The following is a 20,255-nucleotide window of genomic DNA, read 5'->3' as shown; positions in this document are numbered from 1 at the left end:
CGGCGCGCATCCTCCGCCGTCGTCGACGTCCGCATAATCGATTGACGGAGTGAGTACTCACTCCGATGATGGACGCATGGAGACCCCACCCACCCGGCGGCGCGCGCCGGGAATGAGCCTGGAGCGGCGGCGGCACATGATCGTACGGGCCGCGCTCCCCCTCGTCGCCGAGTACGGCGGCGCCGTCACCACCAGCCAGATCGCACGGGCCGCCGGGATCGGCGAGGCCACGATCTTCCGGGCGTTCACCGACAAGGACGGACTGCTGGACGCCTGCGTGGTCGAGGCGCTCCGCCCCGACCACGTGCTGGACCAGCTCGCCGAGATCCCCCTGGACCAGCCGCTGGCCGCCCGCCTGACCGAGGCCGCCGACGCCCTGCAGGCGCACACGGCGCGGATCGGCACCGTCCTCGGCGCCCTGCACGCCTCGGGCCACCGCCGCTCCCGCGACCGTCGCACCCCGCCTCCCGCCGGCGCTCCCGCCGGGCCTGTCCCGGAGACCCCCGCCGGCCGTACGGCCGGCCCGCCGACCGACCCCACGGCCGGGACGCCCACGGCCGGGCAGGCCGCCGAAGGGACCGGGGCCGGCCAGGCGGCCGGACCCGGCCCGGCGGGCGAGAGCGCCTCCCCGGACCCGCGGGCCCGGGCCCATCCGCTGGACCGCGAGGAGTCGATGCGCCGGACCCACGAGGCGCTGACCGAGCTGTTCGAGCCCGAGCGCGACGCGCTGCGCCTCCCTCCGGAGCGCCTGGCGACGATCTTCCTCCACCTGCTGATGTCCAGCACCCGGCGCCCGCTGGGCGGCCCCCAGGTGAGCAACGACGACCTCGTGACCGTGTTCGTGCACGGCGCCCTGAACTGAGAGGAGCACCATGCCCGTCACCCTGAACCACACCATCGTCCCCGCCGTCGACAACGAGCGGGCCGCGCGGTTCTTCGCCGACGTCATGGGACTGGAGTGCCTGCCGCCCGCCGGCTCGCGCGGTCACTTCGCGCCCGTCCGGGTCAACCCCTCCCTCACCCTCGACTACCTGACCGTCGACGACCCCGAGGGGCACCACCTGGCCTTCGACGTCGACCCCGCCGCCTTCGACGGGATCCTCGCCCGTCTCCAGGAGGGCGGCGTGCCGTACGGCAGCAGCCCCGCCGACCCCGCCAACGGCCGGATCGACCACCCGCTCTGCCCCCGCGGCCTGTTCTTCGCCGACGAGACCGGCAATCTCTACGAGGTCATGTCCCCCGAGTGAGACGGCGCCCCGGCGGTCAGGGGGACCAGGTGAACCGGGGCGGGCGGCGCTCCAGGAAGGCGGCGACGCCCTCGGCGACCTCCTCGCGCGACTCCTTCTGCCACCGGCGCACGCGTGCCTCGTCGGCCCGGCCGTCCACGATCTCCTTGGTCGCGGCCAGGGTGAGCTGGGAGCGCCCGGCCAGGGTGCGGGCCAGGCCGTACACGCGCCCGGACAGCTCGGCGGAGGCGTGGACCTCGTCCACCAGACCAGTGCGCAGTGCCCGGCCGGCGTCGATGAGGTCGGCGGAGTAGAGCAGGAGCTTGGCGGCCGACGGGCCGACGAGGTCGACCAGGCGGCGGGTGGAGCTCAGCGGGTAGACGATGCCGAGCTTGGCCGGGGTGATGCCGAAGCGGGCGTCGTCGGCGGCCAGGCGCAGGTCGCAGGCGAGGGCGAGCTGGCAGCCGCCGCCGACGCAGAAGCCCTCGATCATCGCGATCACCGGCTTGGGGAACGTCGCGAGCGCCCGCTCCGCGGCGACGGTCAGCCCCGTGTCGTCACCGGCGTCGGAGAGCCCGGCGATCTCGGAGATGTCCGCCCCGGAGCAGAAGGTCCCGCCCGCGCCGGTCAGCACCAGGACGCGCACCCCGGGATCGCCCGCCAGCGGCACGAGCAGGCCGGGCAGCGCCCGCCACATGGCCGCGCTCATCGCGTTGCGCTTGTCGGGGCGGTTGATCCGCAACGTGGCGACGTGGCGGTCGACGGACAGCTCGAAACCATCAGAGATCTGCACGAGATAGATTCTCCCGGGACATCACCCAGACCGTGCGGGCAGATCACCCCCCAAGCCAGAGAGGCCGGATGTTCGCAGCCACCCATCCCCGCCGTGACCGTTCCCACCCGCCGTCCGGCCCTTGGCCGCGCCCGCCCCGGCGGGGGCGGCGGGCGCCGTGGGGAGCGCGGATCATGAGAGGGCCCCGATGCGACTGACGCGGCCGTTCGGCCGGCTGAGCCCCGCCGAGCGGCGGGTCTGGGAGGCCTACCCGGCAGGCACCTGGGTGGACCTGCGGACCGGGGACAAGGAGGCCGACGACCCGGCCGGCGGCCAGGAGTGGGGGCCGGAGCGGACGGTCCGGGCGGAGGTCGTCGCCGCGCTCCTGCTCGGCGCGCGCGAGCCCGAACCGGGCAGGACCGCCGGCCTGCGGCTGGCGGGCGCCCGGGTGACCGGAGTGCTCGACCTGTCCGACGCCACCCTCACCGGCAAGCTCCACATGCTCAACTGCTACCTCCCCGAGATCGTCTCCCTCACCGACGCCACCACCACGGGGGTGCGGTTCCGGGGGTGCGAGCTGGAGCGGGTCCGGGCCGCCAGGTGCACGGTCAACGGCCTGCTGGAGTTCGACGGCTCCACGGTCCGCAGCGGGATCCGGCTGGACAACGCGCACGTGACGGGCCAGTTCCGGCTCTCCAGATCGCGTCTGTACGCCCCCGGCGAGCAGTCCAGGGCGAGCGAGAGCCGGCTGGAGGACATCCGGCGGCCGTTCGCCGAGGCGGAGATGCTGGAGCGGGGCCACGACCAGAGCCGGTGGGCGGTGTGGGCCGGCGGACTGACCGTGGAGGGCGGGGCGTTCCTGCGTGACATGCGCGTCACCGGCGGGCTCAGGCTCATCGGCGCGAAGTTCAACGGCGGGATCTACCTGCAGCGGTCGGTCGTCACCGCGACCGGCCCGCACGCCGTGCACGCCGACTTCATGGAGGCCGGGGCGGCGGAGTTCAGCGCGGGGTTCACCGCGACGGGCACCATCCGGCTGCGCGGCGCGCGCGTCAACGGCGTGCTCTCCTTCGACGGGGCCACGCTGGAGGCCCCCGACCGGGTGCTCCACCTGAGCCACGCCCAGGTGGAGGAGCTGATCTTGAACCCGGCCTCCATCGAAGGGGAGGTCAACCTCGGCTACTCCCGGCTCGGCGTCCTGCTCGACAACCCCGCCGCCTATCCGGACCGGGTCCAGCTCACCGGGCTGACCTACGAGTCGCTACGGGGTGACTGGACGGTGGCCCAACGGCTCGACTGGCTCGGGCGGGACCCGGACGGCTACAAGCCGCAGCCGTACGAGCAGCTCGCCACCTGGTTCCGGCGGATCGGCCACGAGCCGGACGCCCGCCGGGTGCTGCTGGCCAAGCAGCGCCGCCGCCGCCGCACGCTCAGGCCCACCGGGAAGATCTGGGGCCGGCTGCTCGACCTCGTCGTCGGCTACGGCTACCGCCCCTGGCTGGCCGGGTTCTGGGTGGCGGTCCTGCTGACCACGGGCACCGCGGTCTTCGCCGCCGTGCCCCCGGCGCAGATCGACCCGGACGAGGTGCGGAGCTTCCAGCCGTTCGTCTACACGCTGGACCTGCTCGTCCCGGTGAGCGTCTTCGAGCAGCGGGCGGCGTGGGAGCCGGTCGGCTGGACCCAGTGGCTGGCCTGGACCCTGGTCGCCTCCGGCTGGATCCTGGCCACCGCCCTGATCGCCGGGGCCGCCCGGGTGCTGCGCCCGGCCGGCCCCTCCTAGCGTCCCGGGCCCGGATCCGGATCCGGGCCCCCGGCCGGACCGGAGCCGCCGGACTCCCCCGGCCCCGGCCCTCGGACCCGGGGCGGCCGGATCCGGATCCGGGGCGGGCGGATCCGGCGGAGGGCCTGGCGGTGGAGGGCGAGGCCGGGATCGGCGAGATCCGGCGGGTGACCGCGCCGGCGAGATGCGGGGCATGGGCTGCCCGCGAGATGCGGGGCATGGGCTCAGGAGATGCGGGTCACCTTCTCGGCTGTCCTGCGGAACTTCGTGCCGTTCCACGCGTAGGTCTGGCTGACGATCAGATCCGGGCAGCAGTTGGGGGCCTGACGGCTGACCGCCCTGCCGCGCAGGTGCACCCGCCCGTCGCCGATCGTGGCCGTAAGGGACTTGAAGTAGCGGTTCCCGCCGAGCCTCCCGAGCAGGTGGGGGGCCGAGCGGCCGGAGGCCCCGTCGTAGACGAAGGCGGTCAGGGGATTGCTCGACGTCGGGCTCGGGCACGACGACACGACGACGGTCTCGCGCCACCGGTCACGGGTGAGGTCGCCGACGGCAGCGACGCGGGCGCGCACGACGTACCAGGGGGCATCCGGCCCCGGCTCAGGACAGTTCAGCGCCGGCTCCACCACGGCCGCCCAGTCGACCCGGTCGAGCCGGCCGGTGGCCTGGCCGGTCTTCCCCGCGGTGGCGGTGGCCTGTGCCGGCGCGCTCTCCCCGGTGGCCGCGTCGGCGACGCCTGCGCCCGGGATCGTCGCCAGTGCGGCGGCGAGGGCGGCGGTGCTCACCCAGGCTCGGAATCGGCGGGCCCTCAAGCTGCTCATGCGTCCAGTGCGTGAGTTCATGACTACTTCGACGCGCGGAACCTCGGAGATGTTGCGCGCTGTCAGGTAAATACGACCGCTCCGGACGGCGTGCCGGCCGCGCCGTGTCATCACGTAGATCACGGCCGCTCACCCGCGCGGGTGACGCCAGGCCTGTCGCGGCCCATCAGAATCGAGGGCCATGAACACCAAGAAGATCACTTGGTCTGCGGTGGTACTCGCGCTGATCGCGGCCCTGACCGTCCTGGTCGGCCCATTGGGCTTGGCCGGTCCCGCGCAGGCGGCCCCGACCGCGTGCCCCTCACCCGTTCCGACGCCCGTCCCCTCACCTACCCCGAGCGCGTGCCCGACCCCCACCCCTCGCCCCACCGCGACCCCCACCACGTGCCCCTCACCCGCCCCGACACCCGTCCCCTCACCCACACCCACCCCGAACACCTGCCCCACTCCTCAACCCACCGCGACCCCCACCGCGTGCCCCTCACCCGTTCCGACACCCGTCCCCTCACCCACACCCACCCCGAACACCTGCCCCACTCCTCAACCCACCGCGACCCCCGCGCCGGAGACGACCTTCGATCCCAGGCCGACCTCGGACCCGCAATCCCTCACCGCCCCGCGCTCCGCGGCCGCGCCTGCCGGCCCGATCGCGGAGCAGACCTCCGCCGAGGACAAGGAGTCCCGGCGGTACGGGTGAGATTTCCGACGGATACGCGGGTCGGAGCCCTCGAAGGGCCTTCGAACACCACCCGGACGGCGGGCCGCTGGCCCGCGTATCCGCTGTTTCCCGCGGCGTTACCAGCGGACCCCTCAGGCGACGGTCTTCCACTCCTGGCTGGGGATGTACGGCCACAGGCAGTCCCGGATGAGGACGTTGCTCCCGTTGGCGGTGCCGGCCCCGGCGACGTCGAGGGGGCGGTCGAGCCGGACGGGCCTCAGTGCTCCCCCAGCCCGAGTCCGGACAGCGGCTCGCGCTGCTCCACCACCCGGAAGCGGGGCATCGACTCGGGGTATTTCTCCCGGACGAACTTCACCATGTGCTCGCGGATGTCGCACTTGAGGTCCCAGGCGCTGGGCGAGTCGGCGGCGCTCATCAGGGCGCGCAGCTCCAGCAGCCCGCCGGGGAGGGTGTCGACGACCTGGAGGACCCAGTCCTTCTGGTCCCAGAGCGGGTGCTCGCGCAGGGCACGGTAGAGCTCGGCGCGCAACTCCTCCACCGGGACCGACCAGTCCAGGCGGAGGATCACCGCACCGATCACCCGGCTGCCGTGCCGGGTCCAGTTCTCGAACGGGTTGGTCGTGAAGTAGGAGACCGGCAGCACCAGCCTGCGCTCGTCCCACAGGCGCAGCACCACGTAGGTGAGGGTGAGCTCCTCGATCCGGCCCCACTCGTCCTCGACCACGACGACGTCGTCCAGCCGGAGCGCGTCGCTGAAGGCCAGTTGCAGCCCGGCGAGCAGGTTGCCCAGGGTGGACTGGGCCGCGACGCCGACGACCACGCCGGCGATGCCGGCCGAGGCCAGCAGTCCGGCGCCGAGCGCGCGCACCTGCGGGAAGGTGAAGAGCATCGCGCCCATCGCCAGCACGACGACCACCGCCGTGGCCACCCGGCGGACCAGGGTGATCTGGGTGCGGATCCGGCGGGCCCGCCGGTTGCGCTCGCCCTGGACGACGACCAGGCGCTCCAGGACCACGTCGGTGACCGCGTAGGCGGCCTGGATGACCAGCCAGGTGACGCATCCGATCATGGCCAGGCTGAGCATCTGGTCGATCACTCCGCCGACCTGCCCCTCGGCCATGCTCGGCCGGTAGAGCGTGTTGGCGGTCACCACGACCGCCGTGGCGAACCCGGGCCAGGTGCAGCGGCGCACGAGCGGAGCGGCGAGAACCCACTTCTCCCCGATCAACCTCCATCTCAGTGCCCGCCGCACCATCTCCACACACGCGGCGGCGGCCAGCATGGAACCGAGCAGGATGATCCATCTGGACACTGACGGCGTCCCCCTTTGTCGTCCGTTACCAGACGGCGTGCCCGGGGATCCATCGTGTAATCAGAACGCCTCGTCGAAAGTCACATTCCCCTCAACGGCTACCTGATAGGCAGAGACACGCCGTTCGAAGAAGTTGGCCAACTCCTGCACGTCCTGCAACTCCATGAACGCGAACGGGTTGGCGGTGCCGTACCGGACGGGGAGCCGGAGCCGGACCAGGCGCTGGTCGGCCACGTACTCCAGGTACTGCCGCATCTGGCCCACGCTCATCCCGGACAGGCCGTCGCCGCACAGGTCGGCCGCGAAGGCGAGCTCGGCCTCCACCGCCTCCTCGATCATCTGGGTGACCTGCGCGCCGAGCTTGTCGTCGAACAGCTCCGGCTCCTCGGCCCGCACGGTGTCCACCACGCTGAAGGCGAACTCCATGTGCATGGACTCGTCGCGGAAGACCCAGTTCGTCCCGGTGGCCAGGCCGCCCAGCAGGCCCCTGGAGCGGAACCAGTAGACATAGGCGAAGGCGCCGTAGAAGAACAGCCCCTCGATGCACGCGGCGAAGCAGATCAGGTTGAGCAGGAACGCCCGCCGGTCGTCCTGCGACTCCAGCCTGTCGAGCCCGCCGAGCGAGTCGATCCACCGGAAGCAGAACTCGGCCTTGTCCCGGATCGAGGGGATGTGCTCGACCGCGGCGAAGGCCTTGACCCGCTCGTCGTGGTCGGGCAGGTAGGTGTCCAGCAGGGTCAGGTAGAACTGGACGTGCACCGCCTCCTCGAAGAGCTGCCTGCTGAGATACAGGCGCGCCTCGGGCGCGTTGACGTGCTGGTAGAGGTTGAGCACCAGGTTGTTGGCCACGATCGAGTCGCCGGTCGCGAAGAACGCGACGAGGCGGTTGATCAGGTGGCGCTCCTCCGGCGTCATCTTCGCCAGGTCCGCCAGGTCGGAGTTGAGGTCCACCTCCTCGACGGTCCAGGTGTTGCGGATCGCGGCCCGGTAGCGCTCGTAGAACTCCGGGTAGCGCATGGGCCTCAGGGTGAGGTCCATGCCAGGGTCGAGCAGCATCAGGGAGTGCCTTTCGGGGAGGTGGCTACTGGCAGGCTTCGCAGTACTCGGGGTTCTCCAGCGAGCACGCGACGGCCTCCGCGTCGGGCGCGGCCTGGGCCACGGTGGTCTGCGCGATCCGGGTCGCCGGCCGGGAGCGCAGGTAGTAGGTGGTCTTGAGGCCGGACTTCCACGCGTAGGCGTACATCGAGGAGAGCTTGCCGATGGTCGGCGTGGCCATGAACAGGTTCAGCGACTGCGACTGGTCGATGTACGGCGTGCGCGCCGCGGCCAGGTCGATCAGCGCCTTCTGCGGCAGCTCCCAGGCGGTCCGGTAGAGCGCCTTGAGGTCGTCGGGCATGCCGGGGACGTCCTGGACGGAGCCGTCGGCCCGCTTGATCGCGTCCCGGATCTGCGGGGTCCACCGGCCCCGGGCCTGCAGGTCACGGACCAGATAGCGGTTGACCTGGAGGAACTCTCCCGACAGGGTCTCGCGCTTGAAGACGTTGGAGACCTGGGGCTCGATGCACTCGTAGCAGCCCGCGATGGAGGCGATGGTGGCCGTGGGCGCGATCGCGATCATCAACGAGTTGCGGAGGCCGGACTCGGCGATCCGCTCCCTGAGGCGCGTCCACTCCGGCGAGCCGCCGGCCCCGTAGTGGTCGGGGTGGAGCACGCCGCCGGCGGCCCTGGTCTCGTCGTAGGAGGGGTGGCGGCCCCGCTCGACGGCCAGGTCCGCGGAGGTGCCGTAGGCGGCCAGCGCGATCTCCTCGGAGATGCGGGTGGACAGCTCCAGCGCCTGCGGGGAGTCGAACGGCAGCCGCAGCGTGAAGAACACATCCGCCAGGCCCATCACGCCCAGGCCGATCGGCCGCCACTTCCGGTTGGCCGCCTCGGCCTCCGGGGTCGGGTAGAAGCCCAGGTCGATGGTCCGGTCCAGGAACCGCACGGCGGTGCGGACGGTCCGGCGCAGCCGCGGCCAGTCGACGTCCTGGCCGTCCAGGTGGGCGGCGAGATTGATCGAGCCCAGGTTGCAGACGGCCGTCTCGGCGTCGTTGGTGACCTCCAGGATCTCGGTGCAGAGGTTCGACAGGTGGATGACGTTCTCCGGGCGGGCCGTCTGGTTGGAGGTCCGGTTGGCGGCGTCCTTGAAGGTCATCCAGCCGTTGCCGGTCTGGGCCAGGGTGCGCATCATCCGGCCGTACAGGGACCGGGCCGGGATCTGCTTGACGGAGCGGCCCTCGGCCTCGGCGGCCCGGTAGGCCTCGTCGAAGGCGGCGCCGTACAGGTCGGTGAGGTGCGGGACCTCCTTGGGGTCGAACAGCGACCACATGCCGTCGGCCTCGACCCGGCGCATGAACTCGTCGGGGATCCAGTTGGCCAGGTTCAGGTTGTGCGTGCGGCGGGCCTCCTCGCCGGTGTTGTCGCGCAGTTCGAGGAACTCCTCGATGTCGGCGTGCCAGGTCTCCAGGTAGACGCAGGCCGCGCCCTTGCGGCGGCCGCCCTGGTTGACCGCGGCGACGCTGGAGTCCAGCGTGCGCAGCCACGGCACGATGCCGTTGGAGTGGCCGTTGGTGCCCCGGATCAGCGAGCCCCGCGAGCGGACCCGGGTCCAGGAGATGCCGATCCCGCCGGCGTACTTCGACAGCCGCGCGACCTGCCCGTAGCGCTCGTAGATCGCCTCCAGCTCGTCACGGGGCGAGTCGAGCAGGAAGCAGGACGACAGCTGGGGCCTGCGCGAGCCGGAGTTGAACAGGGTGGGCGAGCTCGGCAGGTAGGACAGGGTGGACATGAGCGCGTAGAGCTCGCCGGCCTCCTCCACCGTCTCCGACAGGCCGCAGGCCACCCGGAGGAAGAAGTGCTGCGGGCGCTCCAGGACCTTGCGGGTCTGCGGGTGGCGCAGCAGGTAGCGGTCGTAGACCGTGCGCAGCCCGAAGTATTCGAACCGGCCGTCGGCCGCCCCGTCCACCAGCGCGTCCAGCGCCGCGGCGTTGGCGGCCACGAAGGCGGCCAGCCCGTCCTGGATCAGCCCGGCCGCGTGGGTCGCGGCGACGGACTCGGAGAAGGTCCGGACGCCGTGCCCGGCGGCCTCCTCGGCGATCAGCTCCGCCAGCAGCCCAGCGGCGATCTTGGAGTTCTCCGGGTCGGCGATCACCCGGGCGGCGGCCTCCTCGATGGCCAGCCGGCGGTCGACCGGGCCGTTGCCGGTCTCCTTGGCGACGTCGACCAAGGTCTGTGTCACGTGCTACCCCTCGCGCGCTCGAATTCCCCGTACGGCTCTCGCCGGAAGGGCGCACGCGCAGAGAACGGCCCCGGGCACGCCGGACGCCTCATCACGCGGGCCCTCCCTCGAGGCCCTGAACGATCTCCGTGGTCGGGTCCGCCTCACCCGGCACGCTCCGGGCCGCTCCACGCGTCCCTCGGTGCCCGGCTCGGCTCCCTCTCCACACGTCGCCGGCAGGTCTTCGGACTCACGGGCGTCTGGCGCATGCCTACCGGCCGTCGCTTCCCAGGCAGGTGCGCCCAGTGCTCCATGACGGCTTTCGTTCCCGTTCACCGCTGCGGGGCAGTCCCGGAATCTCACCGGGTTCCCTCTTGCCTCACCCCCAGAGGGGCGAACCAGCAACGAGCAGGATCCTACATGTAGTGCTGCCGGACGCAACTACCCCAACAGCTTGTGCCGATGGTGCTCAGCAGTCCGAGCTCGTCGAGCACTTCCCGGGTCCGGCGCGTCTCCGTGACGAGCCACTGGCGGAAGTCGTCCCCGCTCAGATAGACCCGGTTCCAGCCGTTGGCCGCGCAGATCGCCCGCCAGCGGGACGAGGCGTCGACGCGGTCGCACAGGGCGACGGCCACGTCCCTGTCGTCGGAGCTCATGCCGCGGGGGCCGAGCACGCCGCACCAGTCGGTGTACTCCAGCCGGACGTCCAGCTCCATCAGCGTCGGGGCGTCGATCCCGTCGATCCGCTCGGCGGAGGAGACCACCAGCGGCCGCAGCCGGCCCTCGGCGATCTCGGGCACGAAGGAGCGGGCGGAGCCCAGCAGCGCGGCCACCCTGCCGTCGTGGAGGGCGTGCACGCCCTCGGCCCCGCTGGAGTAGCCGGCGTAGTCCAGCAGCCGGGTGTCCACCCCCAGGCATTTGCCGATCATGCCGTAGAGCACGTGGTCGGAGCCGCCCTCCATCCGGCCGCCCACCGTCAGCCCGGCCGGGTCGCGGCGGAGCACCGCGGCGAGGTTCTCGAAGGTGCGCAGGCGGGAGTTCTCCGGGACGACCAGGGCCGCCCAGTCGCCGACCAGGCGGGCCAGGGGGGTGGTGGACTCCACCACGGAGGCGGTGTTGGCGATCTCCGCGCCGGCCACCATCGGCATCCCGGTGAGCAGCAGCCTGCCCGCGTACGTGAACGGGTCGTGGGCGGCGGCGAACGCCCCCAGCGCGGCGGCGCCCAGGCTGCCCGGGTAGTTGCCCACCTCGACCTTCCGCGCCAGCCCGTCGCCGGTCAGCACCGCGGCCAGCGCGCGGGCGGCCCGGTCCCAGCCCTGCCCGCGGGCGGCGGGCGCGATGACGGTCAGCCGTCCCGCCAGCGGCACGCGGGGGTCCGCCGCCCCGCCGCAGCCACCGCAGCCGCCGGCGACCATGACCCCCAGGGCGAGCGCGAAGAACCGCCTACGGTACATAAGCGCCCCTTCCCCCAGACCCCCCAATACTTCAGGTTACAGACACGTCACTTTGTGTCACACATTGGGGGGTCTTACTGCCATCAGGCAGCTCAAGGGGGCTCTACTCCACCGTGACGCTCTTGGCCAGGTTGCGAGGCTTGTCCACATCCCGCTCCAGCGCCACGGCCGCGTGGTAGGCCAGGAGCTGGAGCGGGATCGACAGCAGGATCGGGTCCAGCTCCGTCTCGTTCCTGGGCACCACGACGCAGTCGTCGGCCAGCTTGGGGTCGGCCGTACGGTGACCGACCATGAGCACCCGACCGCCGCGCGCGCGGATCTCGCCGAGCGTGGTGAGGTTCTTGTCCAGCAGCTCGTCGTCGGGGACGATCGCCACGGTCGGCATCTCCGGGCCGATCAGGGCCAGCGGCCCGTGCTTGAGCTCGCTGGCCGGGTAGGCCTCGGCGTGCACGTAGGAGATCTCCTTGAGCTTCTGCGCGCCCTCGCGGGCCACCGGGTAGCCCCGGACCCGGCCGACGAACATCATGCTCGGCGAGTCGGCGTACTTGCGCGCCAGCTCCTTGATCTGCGGCTCCAGCGCGAGGATCTCCTTGATCTGGCCGGGCAGCCGGCGCAGGCCCTCGCAGATGCGGCGGCCGTCGGCCGGGGACAGGTCGCGCACCCGGCCCAGGTGGAGCGCCAGCAGCGCGAAGGCCACCGCGGTCGAGGTGAACGCCTTGGTGCTGGCCACCGAGACCTCGGGACCGGCGTGCAGGTAGACGCCGCCGTCGCACTCGCGGGCGATGGCGCTGCCGACGGTGTTGACGATGCCGAGCACCCGGCCGCCCTTGCGCTTGAGCTCCTGGACGGCGGCGAGGGTGTCGTAGGTCTCCCCCGACTGGCTGATCGCCACGTACAGGGTGTCGGGCTCCACGACCGGGCTGCGGTAGCGGAACTCGCTGGCCGGCTCGGCGTCGGCCGGGATCCGGGCCAGCTCCTCGATGAGCTGGGCGCCGATCTGGCCCGAGTAGTAGGCAGAGCCACAGCCGATGATCTTCACCCGGCGGAACGACCGGGTCTCGCGCGCGTCCATGTTGAGGCCGCCCAGGTGGGCGATGTGGAAGCGGTCGTCCAGCCGTCCGCGCAGCGTCCGGGCCACGGTGTCGGGCTGCTCGGAGATCTCCTTGAGCAGGTAGTGCTCGTAGCCGCCGGTGTCGTAGTGCCCGGCCTCCCAGTCGACGGTCAGCGGCTCCTTGGCCGTCTCGCGCGCGTCGCTGGCGAAGGTGTGGAAGCCGTCGGCCTTCAGCACCGCCAGCTCCCCGTCCTCCAGGTGGACCACCTGGCGGGTGTAGCGGACCAGCGCGGCCACGTCGGAGGCGGCGAACATCTCCTTCTCGCCGATGCCCAGCACGATCGGGCTGCCGTTGCGGGCCACCACCACCTCGCCGGGCCGCTGGGCGTCGATCACCGCGATGCCGTAGGTGCCGACGATCCGCTTGAGCGCCAGCCGGACCGCCTCCTCCAGCGAGTCGGTCTCCCCGACGGTCCGGGCGATCAGGTGCGCCAGCACCTCGGTGTCGGTCTCGGACAGGAAGACCACACCGTCGGCCTCCAGCTTGGCGCGCAGCTCGTCGGCGTTCTCGATGATGCCGTTGTGCACTACCGCGATGCGCTCGTCGGTGGACAGGTGGGGGTGGGCGTTGACGTCGCTGGGCGCGCCGTGGGTGGCCCAGCGGGTGTGCCCGATGCCCAGGGTGCCCTTGAACCGCGCCGGCACGGCCGCCGCCAGGTCGGCCACCCGGCCCTTGACCTTGCGCATCTTCAGGCCCTTGTTGGAGACCACCACGCCGGCCGAGTCGTAGCCCCGGTACTCAAGGCGCTGCAGGCCCTCCAGCAGGATCGGCGCCGCGTCCTTTGGTCCCACATAAGCCACGATTCCGCACATTTGACCGATCCTTACCCGTAGACGATCCGGCGCAACTGGCGCAGGGAGAGTTCAGGTGCCGCGACACGGCGGGAGGTGATCTCGGCGGCGATCCGGGGGAAGATCTCGTCGTTGACCAGCCCTTTGGCCTTGAGCTCGCCGTGGCGCCGCCGGACGAAGTCCTCGACGGGCTCGGAGAAGTAGGCCAGCACGTCCGCCACCACCCGCGCCGCCTCCCCGGGACCGAGCGCGCTCGTCCGGGTCAGGTGGGTAATCAGATCCTCATGCGGATGCCATGCCGTGGACACAGAGCAGGACCATACGCAGCATCGACGTCCTTCACCAAGTTTTCTGCCCGATTTCGGGCAAGGATCGTCCCGGACGATCTAAAGCCACCCCGATCACGAGACAGTCGGTAACCTCGAATAACTCTTCGTAGTCATGCGGTCGGGAGGAATCACTATGCGCCGTCTGCCGGGGATCACCGTCGTCGCCACCCTCACCGCGCTGGCCCCAGCCGCCGTGACGCCGCCGCCCGCCGTACCGGCTCCGCCCGCCGTACAGACCCCGCCCCTCGTGCCGGTTCCGCCCGCCGTACCGGCTCCAGCCGCCGTGACGCCGGCGCCCGCCGCCGGGGGGCCGGTCCCGGCCGGGCGGGCGTCGGAGGGCAGGCAGGCGGCCTTCGCCCGGGCGGCCCGGACCTACGGGGTGCCGGAGAGCGTGCTGCTCGCGGTCTCCTACCTGGAGTCCCGCTGGGACGCCAACGACGGGCTGCCCAGTGTCTCGGCCGGCTACGGTCCCATGCACCTGGTCGACGTCCGGGCCGATCCGGGACGCCGCGGCCACCGCGGGCAGGACCCGCGCGGCGACGGGGGCCGCCCCCACCCGCCCGTGACCCTCCCGGCCACCGCCGCGGTCCCGCCCCCGGACACCCTGCGCCGGGCGGCGGAGCTGACCGGGATCGCCCCCGCCCGGCTGCGCCGGGATCCGACGGCCAACATCCAGGGCGGCGCTGCCCTGCTGGCCGACCTCCAGCGGCGGGCCGGCGGACCGGCGGGCACCGACCCGGCGGACTGGTACGGCGCGGTGGCCCGCTACCCGGGGACCGCGGACGCCGGGGCGGGGCGCTTCTTCGCCGACGAGGTCTACGCGACGATCCGCGCCGGCGCGGCCCGCGTGACCGACGACGGCGAGCGGATGGTCCTGCCCGCCGTCCCGGGCCTGTCCCCGTGGCCGCCATCCGGCCCGGCCGGGCTGCGCCGCGCGCCGGCGCCCGCGCCCGACTGCCCGCCCACCGTCTCCTGCGAATGGATGCCGGCCGCCTACCAGCGGCTCAGGAAAGGCGGCTACGGCAACCACGACCGCTACGACGGCCCCCGCCGGATCGACTACATCGTCATCCACGACGGGGAGACCAGCTACGACGCCATAACCCGGCTGACCAAGGACCCCACCTACCTGAGCTGGCACTTCACCCTGCGCTCCAGCGACGGCCACATCGCCCAGCACCTGCGGGCCTCCGACATCGGCTGGCACGCGGGGAACTGGTACGTCAACACCCGCTCCATCGGCCTGGAGCACGAGGGCTACCTGGCCAAAGGCGCCTGGTACACCGAGGCGATGTATCTCGCCTCGGCCAAGCTGGTCGCCCACCTCGCGCGCGAATACGGCGTGCCCCTGGACCGCGCGCACATCATCGGCCACGACAACGTGCCGGGCACCACCCCGGCGACCGTGCGCGGCATGCACCAGGACCCCGGCCCCTACTGGGACTGGGGCCACTACTTCGAACTGCTCGGCAGCCCGCTGACCGGCTCCGCCGACCCCGCCGCGCGCTCGGTGCTGATCAAGCCGGACTACGCCCTCAACCAGCCGCGTTTCACCGGCTGCGGCAAGTCCGGCGAGTGTCCCCCGCGGGGCGCCTCCTCGGTCTGGCTGCACAGCCACCCCTCCGAGGAGGCCCCGCTGGTCAAGGACATCGGCAAACATCCGGCGGGCGCCTCCACCTACAGCGTCTACGACCACGCCGCCCGTGCCTCCACCGGTCAGCGCTACGCGCTCGCCGAGCGCAGGGGCGACTGGACGGCGATCTGGTATCTCGGGCAGAAGGCGTGGTTCCACGACCCCGCGGACGCCCGCACGTCCGTCCCCGCCTCCGGCCCGCTGGTGACGCCCAGGCCCGGTCACGCCCCCGTCAAGGTGTACGGCAGGGCCTACCCCGAGGCGTCGGCCTATCCCAGGGGCGTCCCGCGGCAGGAACTGGTCCCGCTGCAGTACTCCTTCCCGGCCGGACAGCTCTACAGCCTGGGCATGACGACCCGCGCCGCCTACCTGCGGGCGGGCACCTTCGACCCGGCCGCGCACCGGATCGTCAGGGGTGAGGCCCGCTACCGCCAGATCCAGTTCGGCCACCGGATCATGTTCGTGCGGGCCGCCGACGTGCAGGTGATCACCAAGGAAGACCTCCGGCAGGGAGCTCGGTTGCGCACATCCGCGTCCCGGAGGCGCTAGAGTTTTCTCGTGCCCCGGAGACGTTTCCGGGGATCACGCGGAAGTGGCTCAGTGGTAGAGCATCACCTTGCCAAGGTGAGGGTCGCGGGTTCGAATCCCGTCTTCCGCTCCGGCAGGTCCTCCGGGATCTGACTGGTGGAGTGGCCGAGAGGCGAGGCAACGGCCTGCAAAGCCGTGTACACGGGTTCAAATCCCGTCTCCACCTCAGTGCACGGACATCGGAGTCTCAAGGATCCGGTAAAGTAGCGCACGTGCCGCCGAGGGGAGACCCGACGCAGACACGCGGAAGTGGCTCAGTGGTAGAGCATCACCTTGCCAAGGTGAGGGTCGCGGGTTCGAATCCCGTCTTCCGCTCTGGTTCGCCCGAGGACGATTAGCTCAGCGGGAGAGCGCTTCCCTGACACGGAAGAGGTCACAGGTTCAATCCCTGTATCGTCCACCATCAAAGGTCCCCAGGTCTCCGGCCTGGGGACCTTTCTGTTCCGGCGTCCTCTCCGGCGGGCGGACCGGCCCGGTCCGGGGCGGCCCGCACACCACGGATCATCACGATCATTCTTTCGGCACACGACACATCGCCGTAAAGAGGCAACATAGAGGGACGCATGACGTGAAACCGGTTAATCGCTATGTTCGTTTGACCGTGTGGTGAAGGGGGCCAGCCTGTGCAGCGCGTGGTGGTCGATCCGGAGGTGCCCGCGGACGTCGCCGACCTCCTCCGGCGGAACGGACCACTGCTCTCCCGTTTCCGGGCCGGGTGGAGCCCGGCGCCGGAGAACGCCTCCCGGCTCCCCTCGGCCGTCGTGGCGCCCCTCGCCGTGACGGGGGGCATGGCGGCGATCGCCACGATCGCCGGCCTGCCGATCGCGTTCCTGCTGATCCTGGCCAGCATCTATCTCGTGGTCCTCACCTGCGTCTACGTCGCCAGGAAGCCCGCCCCGCACGACGCCGTCGAGCGCGTCCTGCACCGGCACGCGCAGTGGTACAAGGGCGGCTACCTGGTCCTGGAGGACTTCGACTATCCCGCCAGAGAGCTGCTGGGCCGGGTCCAGCGGGCCATCGACCACATCCTCGGCTCCCGGGTCAACGCCATGGGCATGCTCGACAGCGTGCGCAACTCGGTGATGCTGCCGGCCGAGGAGTGGGAGATCGCCCGGCTGCTGACCAAACTGTCGGCGCTGCGGGCCAAGCACCGCGGCCTGGCCCGCGGCGGGAGCACGCCGGAGGTGGTGGCCGCGATGGCGCCGCTGGAGCGGGCGCTGGCCGCCAGCGAGGCCGCCGTCGTCGCCCGGGTGGAGGCCCTGGAGCGCTACGCGCGACACGTCTCCGAGGCCGACCGCGCGCTGCGGTCCCAGGGCCAGATCGACGCCCTCCTCGCCCATCTGCCCGAATACGAGCAGCTCGTCGCCGAGACGGGCGCGGCGAGGTTCTCCGCGCCGGAGATCGGAAACCTGAGCGAGGACGCCGCCCAGCTCCGGCGGGCGCTGCGCGACAGCGTCCGCTCCGCCCACGAGGCCTTCCGCTACCTGGACGGGCGACCTGAACAGCTATGAACTGGAGAACATGGGAGACGACGGGCGCCCGTGGCGGGTGATCGTCGATCCGGAGGTGCCCGCTGACGTCGCCGACCTGTTCCACCGGCACTGGCGGGCGCTGTCGCGGATCCGCGCCGGTTGGCGGCCCGAGCCCCGGCCGGGCGGCTCGCGCCCGCTGGTCCGCGCACTGCGGATAGGCGGCGCGATCTCGGCGCTCTCCCTGGTGGGCGTGCTCCTCAGGGACGCCGGAGGGAAGCTCTTCTACGTGTTCGCGCTGATCGTCGTGGTGGTCCTCATCGGCCAGCTGGTCCTGCGCGAGCCGCTGGAGCCGGAGGGCCAGGAAGAGGCCGGCGACGAGCTCTACCAGCAGGCCCGGTGGCACGAGGGCCGCTATCTCCTGCCCGAGGACTTCGACCACGGCGCCGGCCCGCTCCTCGACCGGACCCGTCAGGCGGTCGGCCACATCCTCGGCTCCCGGGTCAACGCCATGGGCATGCTCGACGACGTGCGCAACTCGGTGATGCTGCCGGCGCAGGAGTGGGAGATCGCCCGGCTGCTGGCCAAGCTGTCGGCGCTGCGGACCGAGCACCACGACCTGGCCCACGGCGGGAGCACGCCGGAGGTGGCGGCCGCGATGGCGCCGCTGGAGCGGGCGCTGGCCGCCAGCGAGGCCGCCGTCGTCGCCCGGGTGGAGGCCCTGGAGCGCTACGCGCGACACGTCTCCGAGGCCGACCGCGCACTGCGCGCCCACGACCAGATCGAGCTGCTGCGGGCCCGGCTCCCCCGCTACGAGGAGCTCCTGGCCGAGAGCGGCGCCGACGCGGGGTCCGTGCCGGAGATCGGCCGCCTGGCCGAGGACGCCGACCAACTGGAGCGGGCGCTGCGCGACAGCGTCCGCTCCGCCCACGAGGCCTTCCGGCATCTGGACGGATGACGGCGATCATCCGGAGGTGAGCCGCGCGTCCGCCGGGGGTCCGTCCCCGCCGGGGCGCTCCGCGGCCGCCGAGTGCCGCCGGGCGCGTCCCGCCGTCCGGGCCGGGACCCCTGGCCGCCGCCGCGGGGGTTTCCGGGCCTTGCCACAGCCCCCCAAGGAAGCGAGGATGGCTCACATTCCTTGGAGGTGGCATGCGGATCCGCCTGGACGTCGCTCTCGGTGTGCTGGTGCTGGCCGACGTGCTCCGCGTCTTCCTGCCGTCGCTGATCACGCTGTTCGGCCGGGCGGGCAGCACGCCCGCGGAGATGATGGGCCTGTACGCCGTCTCCTGGTTCCTGGCGGCCTTCCTCGCGGTCCCGCTGGCCCGGTCCGTCCGGCCGCGGCTGCTGGCCACCGGGGCCGGCCTCCTGCTGCTCCTGGCCCGGCTGGCGCTGCAGCCGACCTCCGGCGGCGACGCGCAGCTCTACCTGGCGAGCGCGGGCCTGCTGGCCGGGCTGGTCTGGCTGGTGGCCACCGCGGCGGCCGCCCAGGACGCCCGGCCCGCGATGGCCGGGGTGATCACCGGGCTGGCGGCCGCCACGGTGACCCACGCGGCGCTGGACGGCATCGACCTGATGTGGCGGCCCGGCCCGCTCCCCTGGCTGCCGCTGGCGGCCGAGCTCGCACTGTTCGGGATCTTCCTGCTGCGGCCCCGGCCCGCCGAGGAGGAGCACTCGGGCGCTCCGCGCGCCTGGCTGACGATCGGCCCCGCGCTGCTGCTGTGGGGCCTGTACACGGGCAACACCGCGCACGCCCAGGCCGCGGCCGGCTCCTCCACGCCGCTCGCCGCCGCGGGCGTGGCCGCGGTCGTGGCGGGGTTCGCGGTGGTGTCGGTGGCACCCGCCGCGCAGCCGCTGCTCCGGCGCCCGCTGGTGCCCGCCGTCGCCCTGGCCGCCTCCGCCGTGGCGTTCGCGGCCGGCAGGGCCACGGTGGACGGCGTCCACGGCGTGGCCCCCGGCTGGACGATCGCCGCCCAGATCATCGGCCAGGTCGCGCTGGGGGCCTGCCTGGCGCACGCGGCGGCGACCTCCGGCCCCGACCGCCCGCTCCGGCGCGGCCTGGCCGCGGCCGGGGGCATGCTGCTGTTCGTCGTGCTCGTCTTCGGCTACTACGCCGCCTACGACCTCTACCTGCCCAACCGGTGGGTGCCCGGCTGCGCGGCACTCCTGGTCGCGCTGGGCACGGCCGGCAGCACCGGCCTGCCCCGGGGCTCCTACGGCCGGCGGCTGCCGGCCGCCGTCGCCGCCGCGGCCGCGCTGGTGGCGGCCGTCCCCCTCTGGCAGGGGACCGTGCCGAGATGGGAGCCGCCCGGCGACGGGCTGCGGGTGGCGGCCTACAACATCCGGATGGGGTACGGCCTGCCCGGCAGGCTGTCGCTGGAGCAGCAGGCCGACACCCTCAGGGCGCTGCGACCGCACGTGGTCGTGCTCGGCGAGGCCGACCGGGGCTGGCTGCTCAACGGCGGCCACGACGACGTCCGGTTGATCGCCGAGCGGCTCGGCATGCGCTATCTGTGGGCTCCGGCGGCCGACGAGGTGTGGGGCGACGCGCTCCTGACCGATCTGCCGGTCACCTCGGTCCGCAACCACGTGCTCGTCCAGGGCGGCCCGACCGGGGCGCAGGCACTGGAGGTCGGGTTGAGGTGGCGGAACCGGGACATCACCGTGATCGCCACCCATCTGCAGCCGCCGCCCGGCTGGCGCGAGCTCGACCAGGTGGCACAGCTCGGGCGGATCGTCGAGGACGCCGCGCGGGGAGGCCGCCCCGTGGTCGTGGCCGGCGATCTCAACCTCGAACCCGCCGGCCCCGCCTGGCGGGTGCTCATGAGCTCCGGCCTGACCGACCCCATCGCCCCGGCCAGGCCGTTGTCGACCGTCCCCGGGGTGGGCGTCCCGGCCGAGCAGATCGACCACGTGCTGGTCACCCCGGGCTTCGACGGCAAGGATCAGGCCAATCCGGACGTCCACCACTCCGACCACCGTCCCGTCGCCGTCACCCTGGTCCCGCGGTCGTGATCGGAGCGGCTGGGTAAGGTCTGT

15 protein-coding genes, 4 tRNA genes and 1 riboswitch are annotated in these 20,255 nt (G+C 72.5%); of the genes, 11 read left to right on the top strand and 8 right to left on the bottom strand.

The window, feature by feature from the left end; genetic code table 11:
- Window positions 1-76: 76 nt before the first annotated feature.
- Both J2S55_RS31760 and J2S55_RS31755 read left to right on the top strand, forming a co-directional pair.
- Window positions 77-862 (top strand): TetR/AcrR family transcriptional regulator, encoded by a 786-nt coding sequence (locus J2S55_RS31760; RefSeq protein ID WP_306868450.1) that lies wholly within the window; start codon window positions 77-79, stop codon window positions 860-862.
- Window positions 863-872: 10 nt separating this feature from the next.
- Entirely contained in the window at window positions 873-1,247 is a 375-nt protein-coding gene (locus tag J2S55_RS31755) for a VOC family protein (protein ID WP_306868448.1), read from the top strand.
- A 16-nt stretch (window positions 1,248-1,263) separates the two neighbouring features.
- Here the strand turns inward: J2S55_RS31755 and J2S55_RS31750 are convergent, their stop codons facing one another.
- Window positions 1,264-2,019 carry an enoyl-CoA hydratase/isomerase family protein gene (locus tag J2S55_RS31750; protein WP_306868446.1) on the bottom strand — a complete coding sequence of 252 codons (756 nt, stop codon included), beginning with the start codon at window positions 2,017-2,019 and terminating at the stop codon, window positions 1,264-1,266.
- 187 nt (window positions 2,020-2,206) lie between these two features.
- Between J2S55_RS31750 and J2S55_RS31745 the strand changes: the two genes are divergently transcribed.
- A complete protein-coding gene (locus tag J2S55_RS31745) occupies window positions 2,207-3,778 on the top strand; it encodes a pentapeptide repeat-containing protein (protein WP_306868444.1) in 1,572 nt (523 codons plus the stop codon).
- A 224-nt stretch (window positions 3,779-4,002) separates the two neighbouring features.
- Here the strand turns inward: J2S55_RS31745 and J2S55_RS31740 are convergent, their stop codons facing one another.
- From J2S55_RS31740 to J2S55_RS31710, 7 genes are all read right to left on the bottom strand, one after another.
- Entirely contained in the window at window positions 4,003-4,596 is a 594-nt protein-coding gene (locus J2S55_RS31740) for a hypothetical protein (RefSeq protein ID WP_306868442.1), read from the bottom strand.
- 935 nt (window positions 4,597-5,531) lie between these two features.
- Window positions 5,532-6,587: a mechanosensitive ion channel family protein gene (locus J2S55_RS31735; protein ID WP_306868440.1), complete on the bottom strand. Its 1,056-nt coding sequence runs from the start codon at window positions 6,585-6,587 to the stop codon at window positions 5,532-5,534.
- 60 nt (window positions 6,588-6,647) lie between these two features.
- A complete protein-coding gene (locus J2S55_RS31730) occupies window positions 6,648-7,643 on the bottom strand; it encodes a ribonucleotide-diphosphate reductase subunit beta (protein ID WP_306868438.1) in 996 nt (331 codons plus the stop codon).
- 25 nt (window positions 7,644-7,668) lie between these two features.
- A complete protein-coding gene (locus tag J2S55_RS31725) occupies window positions 7,669-9,864 on the bottom strand; it encodes a ribonucleoside-diphosphate reductase subunit alpha (RefSeq protein ID WP_306868435.1) in 2,196 nt (731 codons plus the stop codon).
- Window positions 9,865-10,061: 197 nt separating this feature from the next.
- A riboswitch (cobalamin riboswitch) is annotated at window positions 10,062-10,261 on the bottom strand.
- A complete protein-coding gene (locus J2S55_RS31720) occupies window positions 10,260-11,297 on the bottom strand; it encodes a Bug family tripartite tricarboxylate transporter substrate binding protein (protein WP_306868433.1) in 1,038 nt (345 codons plus the stop codon). (Overlaps the previous riboswitch by 2 nt.)
- A 103-nt stretch (window positions 11,298-11,400) precedes the next feature.
- On the bottom strand, window positions 11,401-13,221 hold the full coding sequence (glmS, locus tag J2S55_RS31715) for a glutamine--fructose-6-phosphate transaminase (isomerizing) (RefSeq protein WP_306868432.1): 1,821 nt from the start codon (window positions 13,219-13,221) through the stop codon (window positions 11,401-11,403).
- An 11-nt stretch (window positions 13,222-13,232) separates the two neighbouring features.
- The gene (locus J2S55_RS31710; protein ID WP_306868430.1) at window positions 13,233-13,508 is read right to left on the bottom strand and encodes a hypothetical protein; all 276 of its coding nucleotides are present in this window, start codon (window positions 13,506-13,508) and stop codon (window positions 13,233-13,235) included.
- Between the two features lie 154 nt (window positions 13,509-13,662).
- Here J2S55_RS31710 and J2S55_RS31705 point away from each other — a divergent pair, with 154 nt between their 5' ends.
- The 8 genes from J2S55_RS31705 (at window position 13,663) to J2S55_RS31670 (ending at window position 20,231) form a co-directional block, all read left to right on the top strand.
- A complete protein-coding gene (locus tag J2S55_RS31705) occupies window positions 13,663-15,711 on the top strand; it encodes an N-acetylmuramoyl-L-alanine amidase (protein WP_306868428.1) in 2,049 nt (682 codons plus the stop codon).
- A gap of 37 nt (window positions 15,712-15,748) precedes the next feature.
- Window positions 15,749-15,820 (top strand) — tRNA-Gly (locus tag J2S55_RS31700).
- Window positions 15,821-15,845: 25 nt separating this feature from the next.
- Window positions 15,846-15,916 (top strand) — tRNA-Cys (locus J2S55_RS31695).
- 77 nt (window positions 15,917-15,993) lie between these two features.
- Window positions 15,994-16,065, top strand: a tRNA-Gly gene (locus J2S55_RS31690).
- 13 nt (window positions 16,066-16,078) lie between these two features.
- Window positions 16,079-16,153, top strand: a tRNA-Val gene (locus J2S55_RS31685).
- Window positions 16,154-16,373: 220 nt separating this feature from the next.
- Window positions 16,374-17,261, top strand: a complete 888-nt coding sequence (locus tag J2S55_RS31680; protein ID WP_306868426.1) for a hypothetical protein — start codon at window positions 16,374-16,376, stop codon at window positions 17,259-17,261.
- Window positions 17,262-17,271: 10 nt separating this feature from the next.
- Complete coding sequence (locus J2S55_RS31675) at window positions 17,272-18,177, top strand: hypothetical protein (protein WP_306868424.1); 906 nt, start codon at window positions 17,272-17,274, stop codon at window positions 18,175-18,177.
- Window positions 18,178-18,368: 191 nt separating this feature from the next.
- Window positions 18,369-20,231, top strand: a complete 1,863-nt coding sequence (locus J2S55_RS31670; RefSeq protein ID WP_306868422.1) for an endonuclease/exonuclease/phosphatase family protein — start codon at window positions 18,369-18,371, stop codon at window positions 20,229-20,231.
- Window positions 20,232-20,255: the final 24 nt, after the last annotated feature.

Source organism: Streptosporangium brasiliense (genome assembly GCF_030811595.1).
GTDB classification, from domain to species: domain Bacteria; phylum Actinomycetota; class Actinomycetes; order Streptosporangiales; family Streptosporangiaceae; genus Streptosporangium; species Streptosporangium brasiliense.
This window is presented reverse-complemented; position numbering and strand designations above follow the sequence as displayed.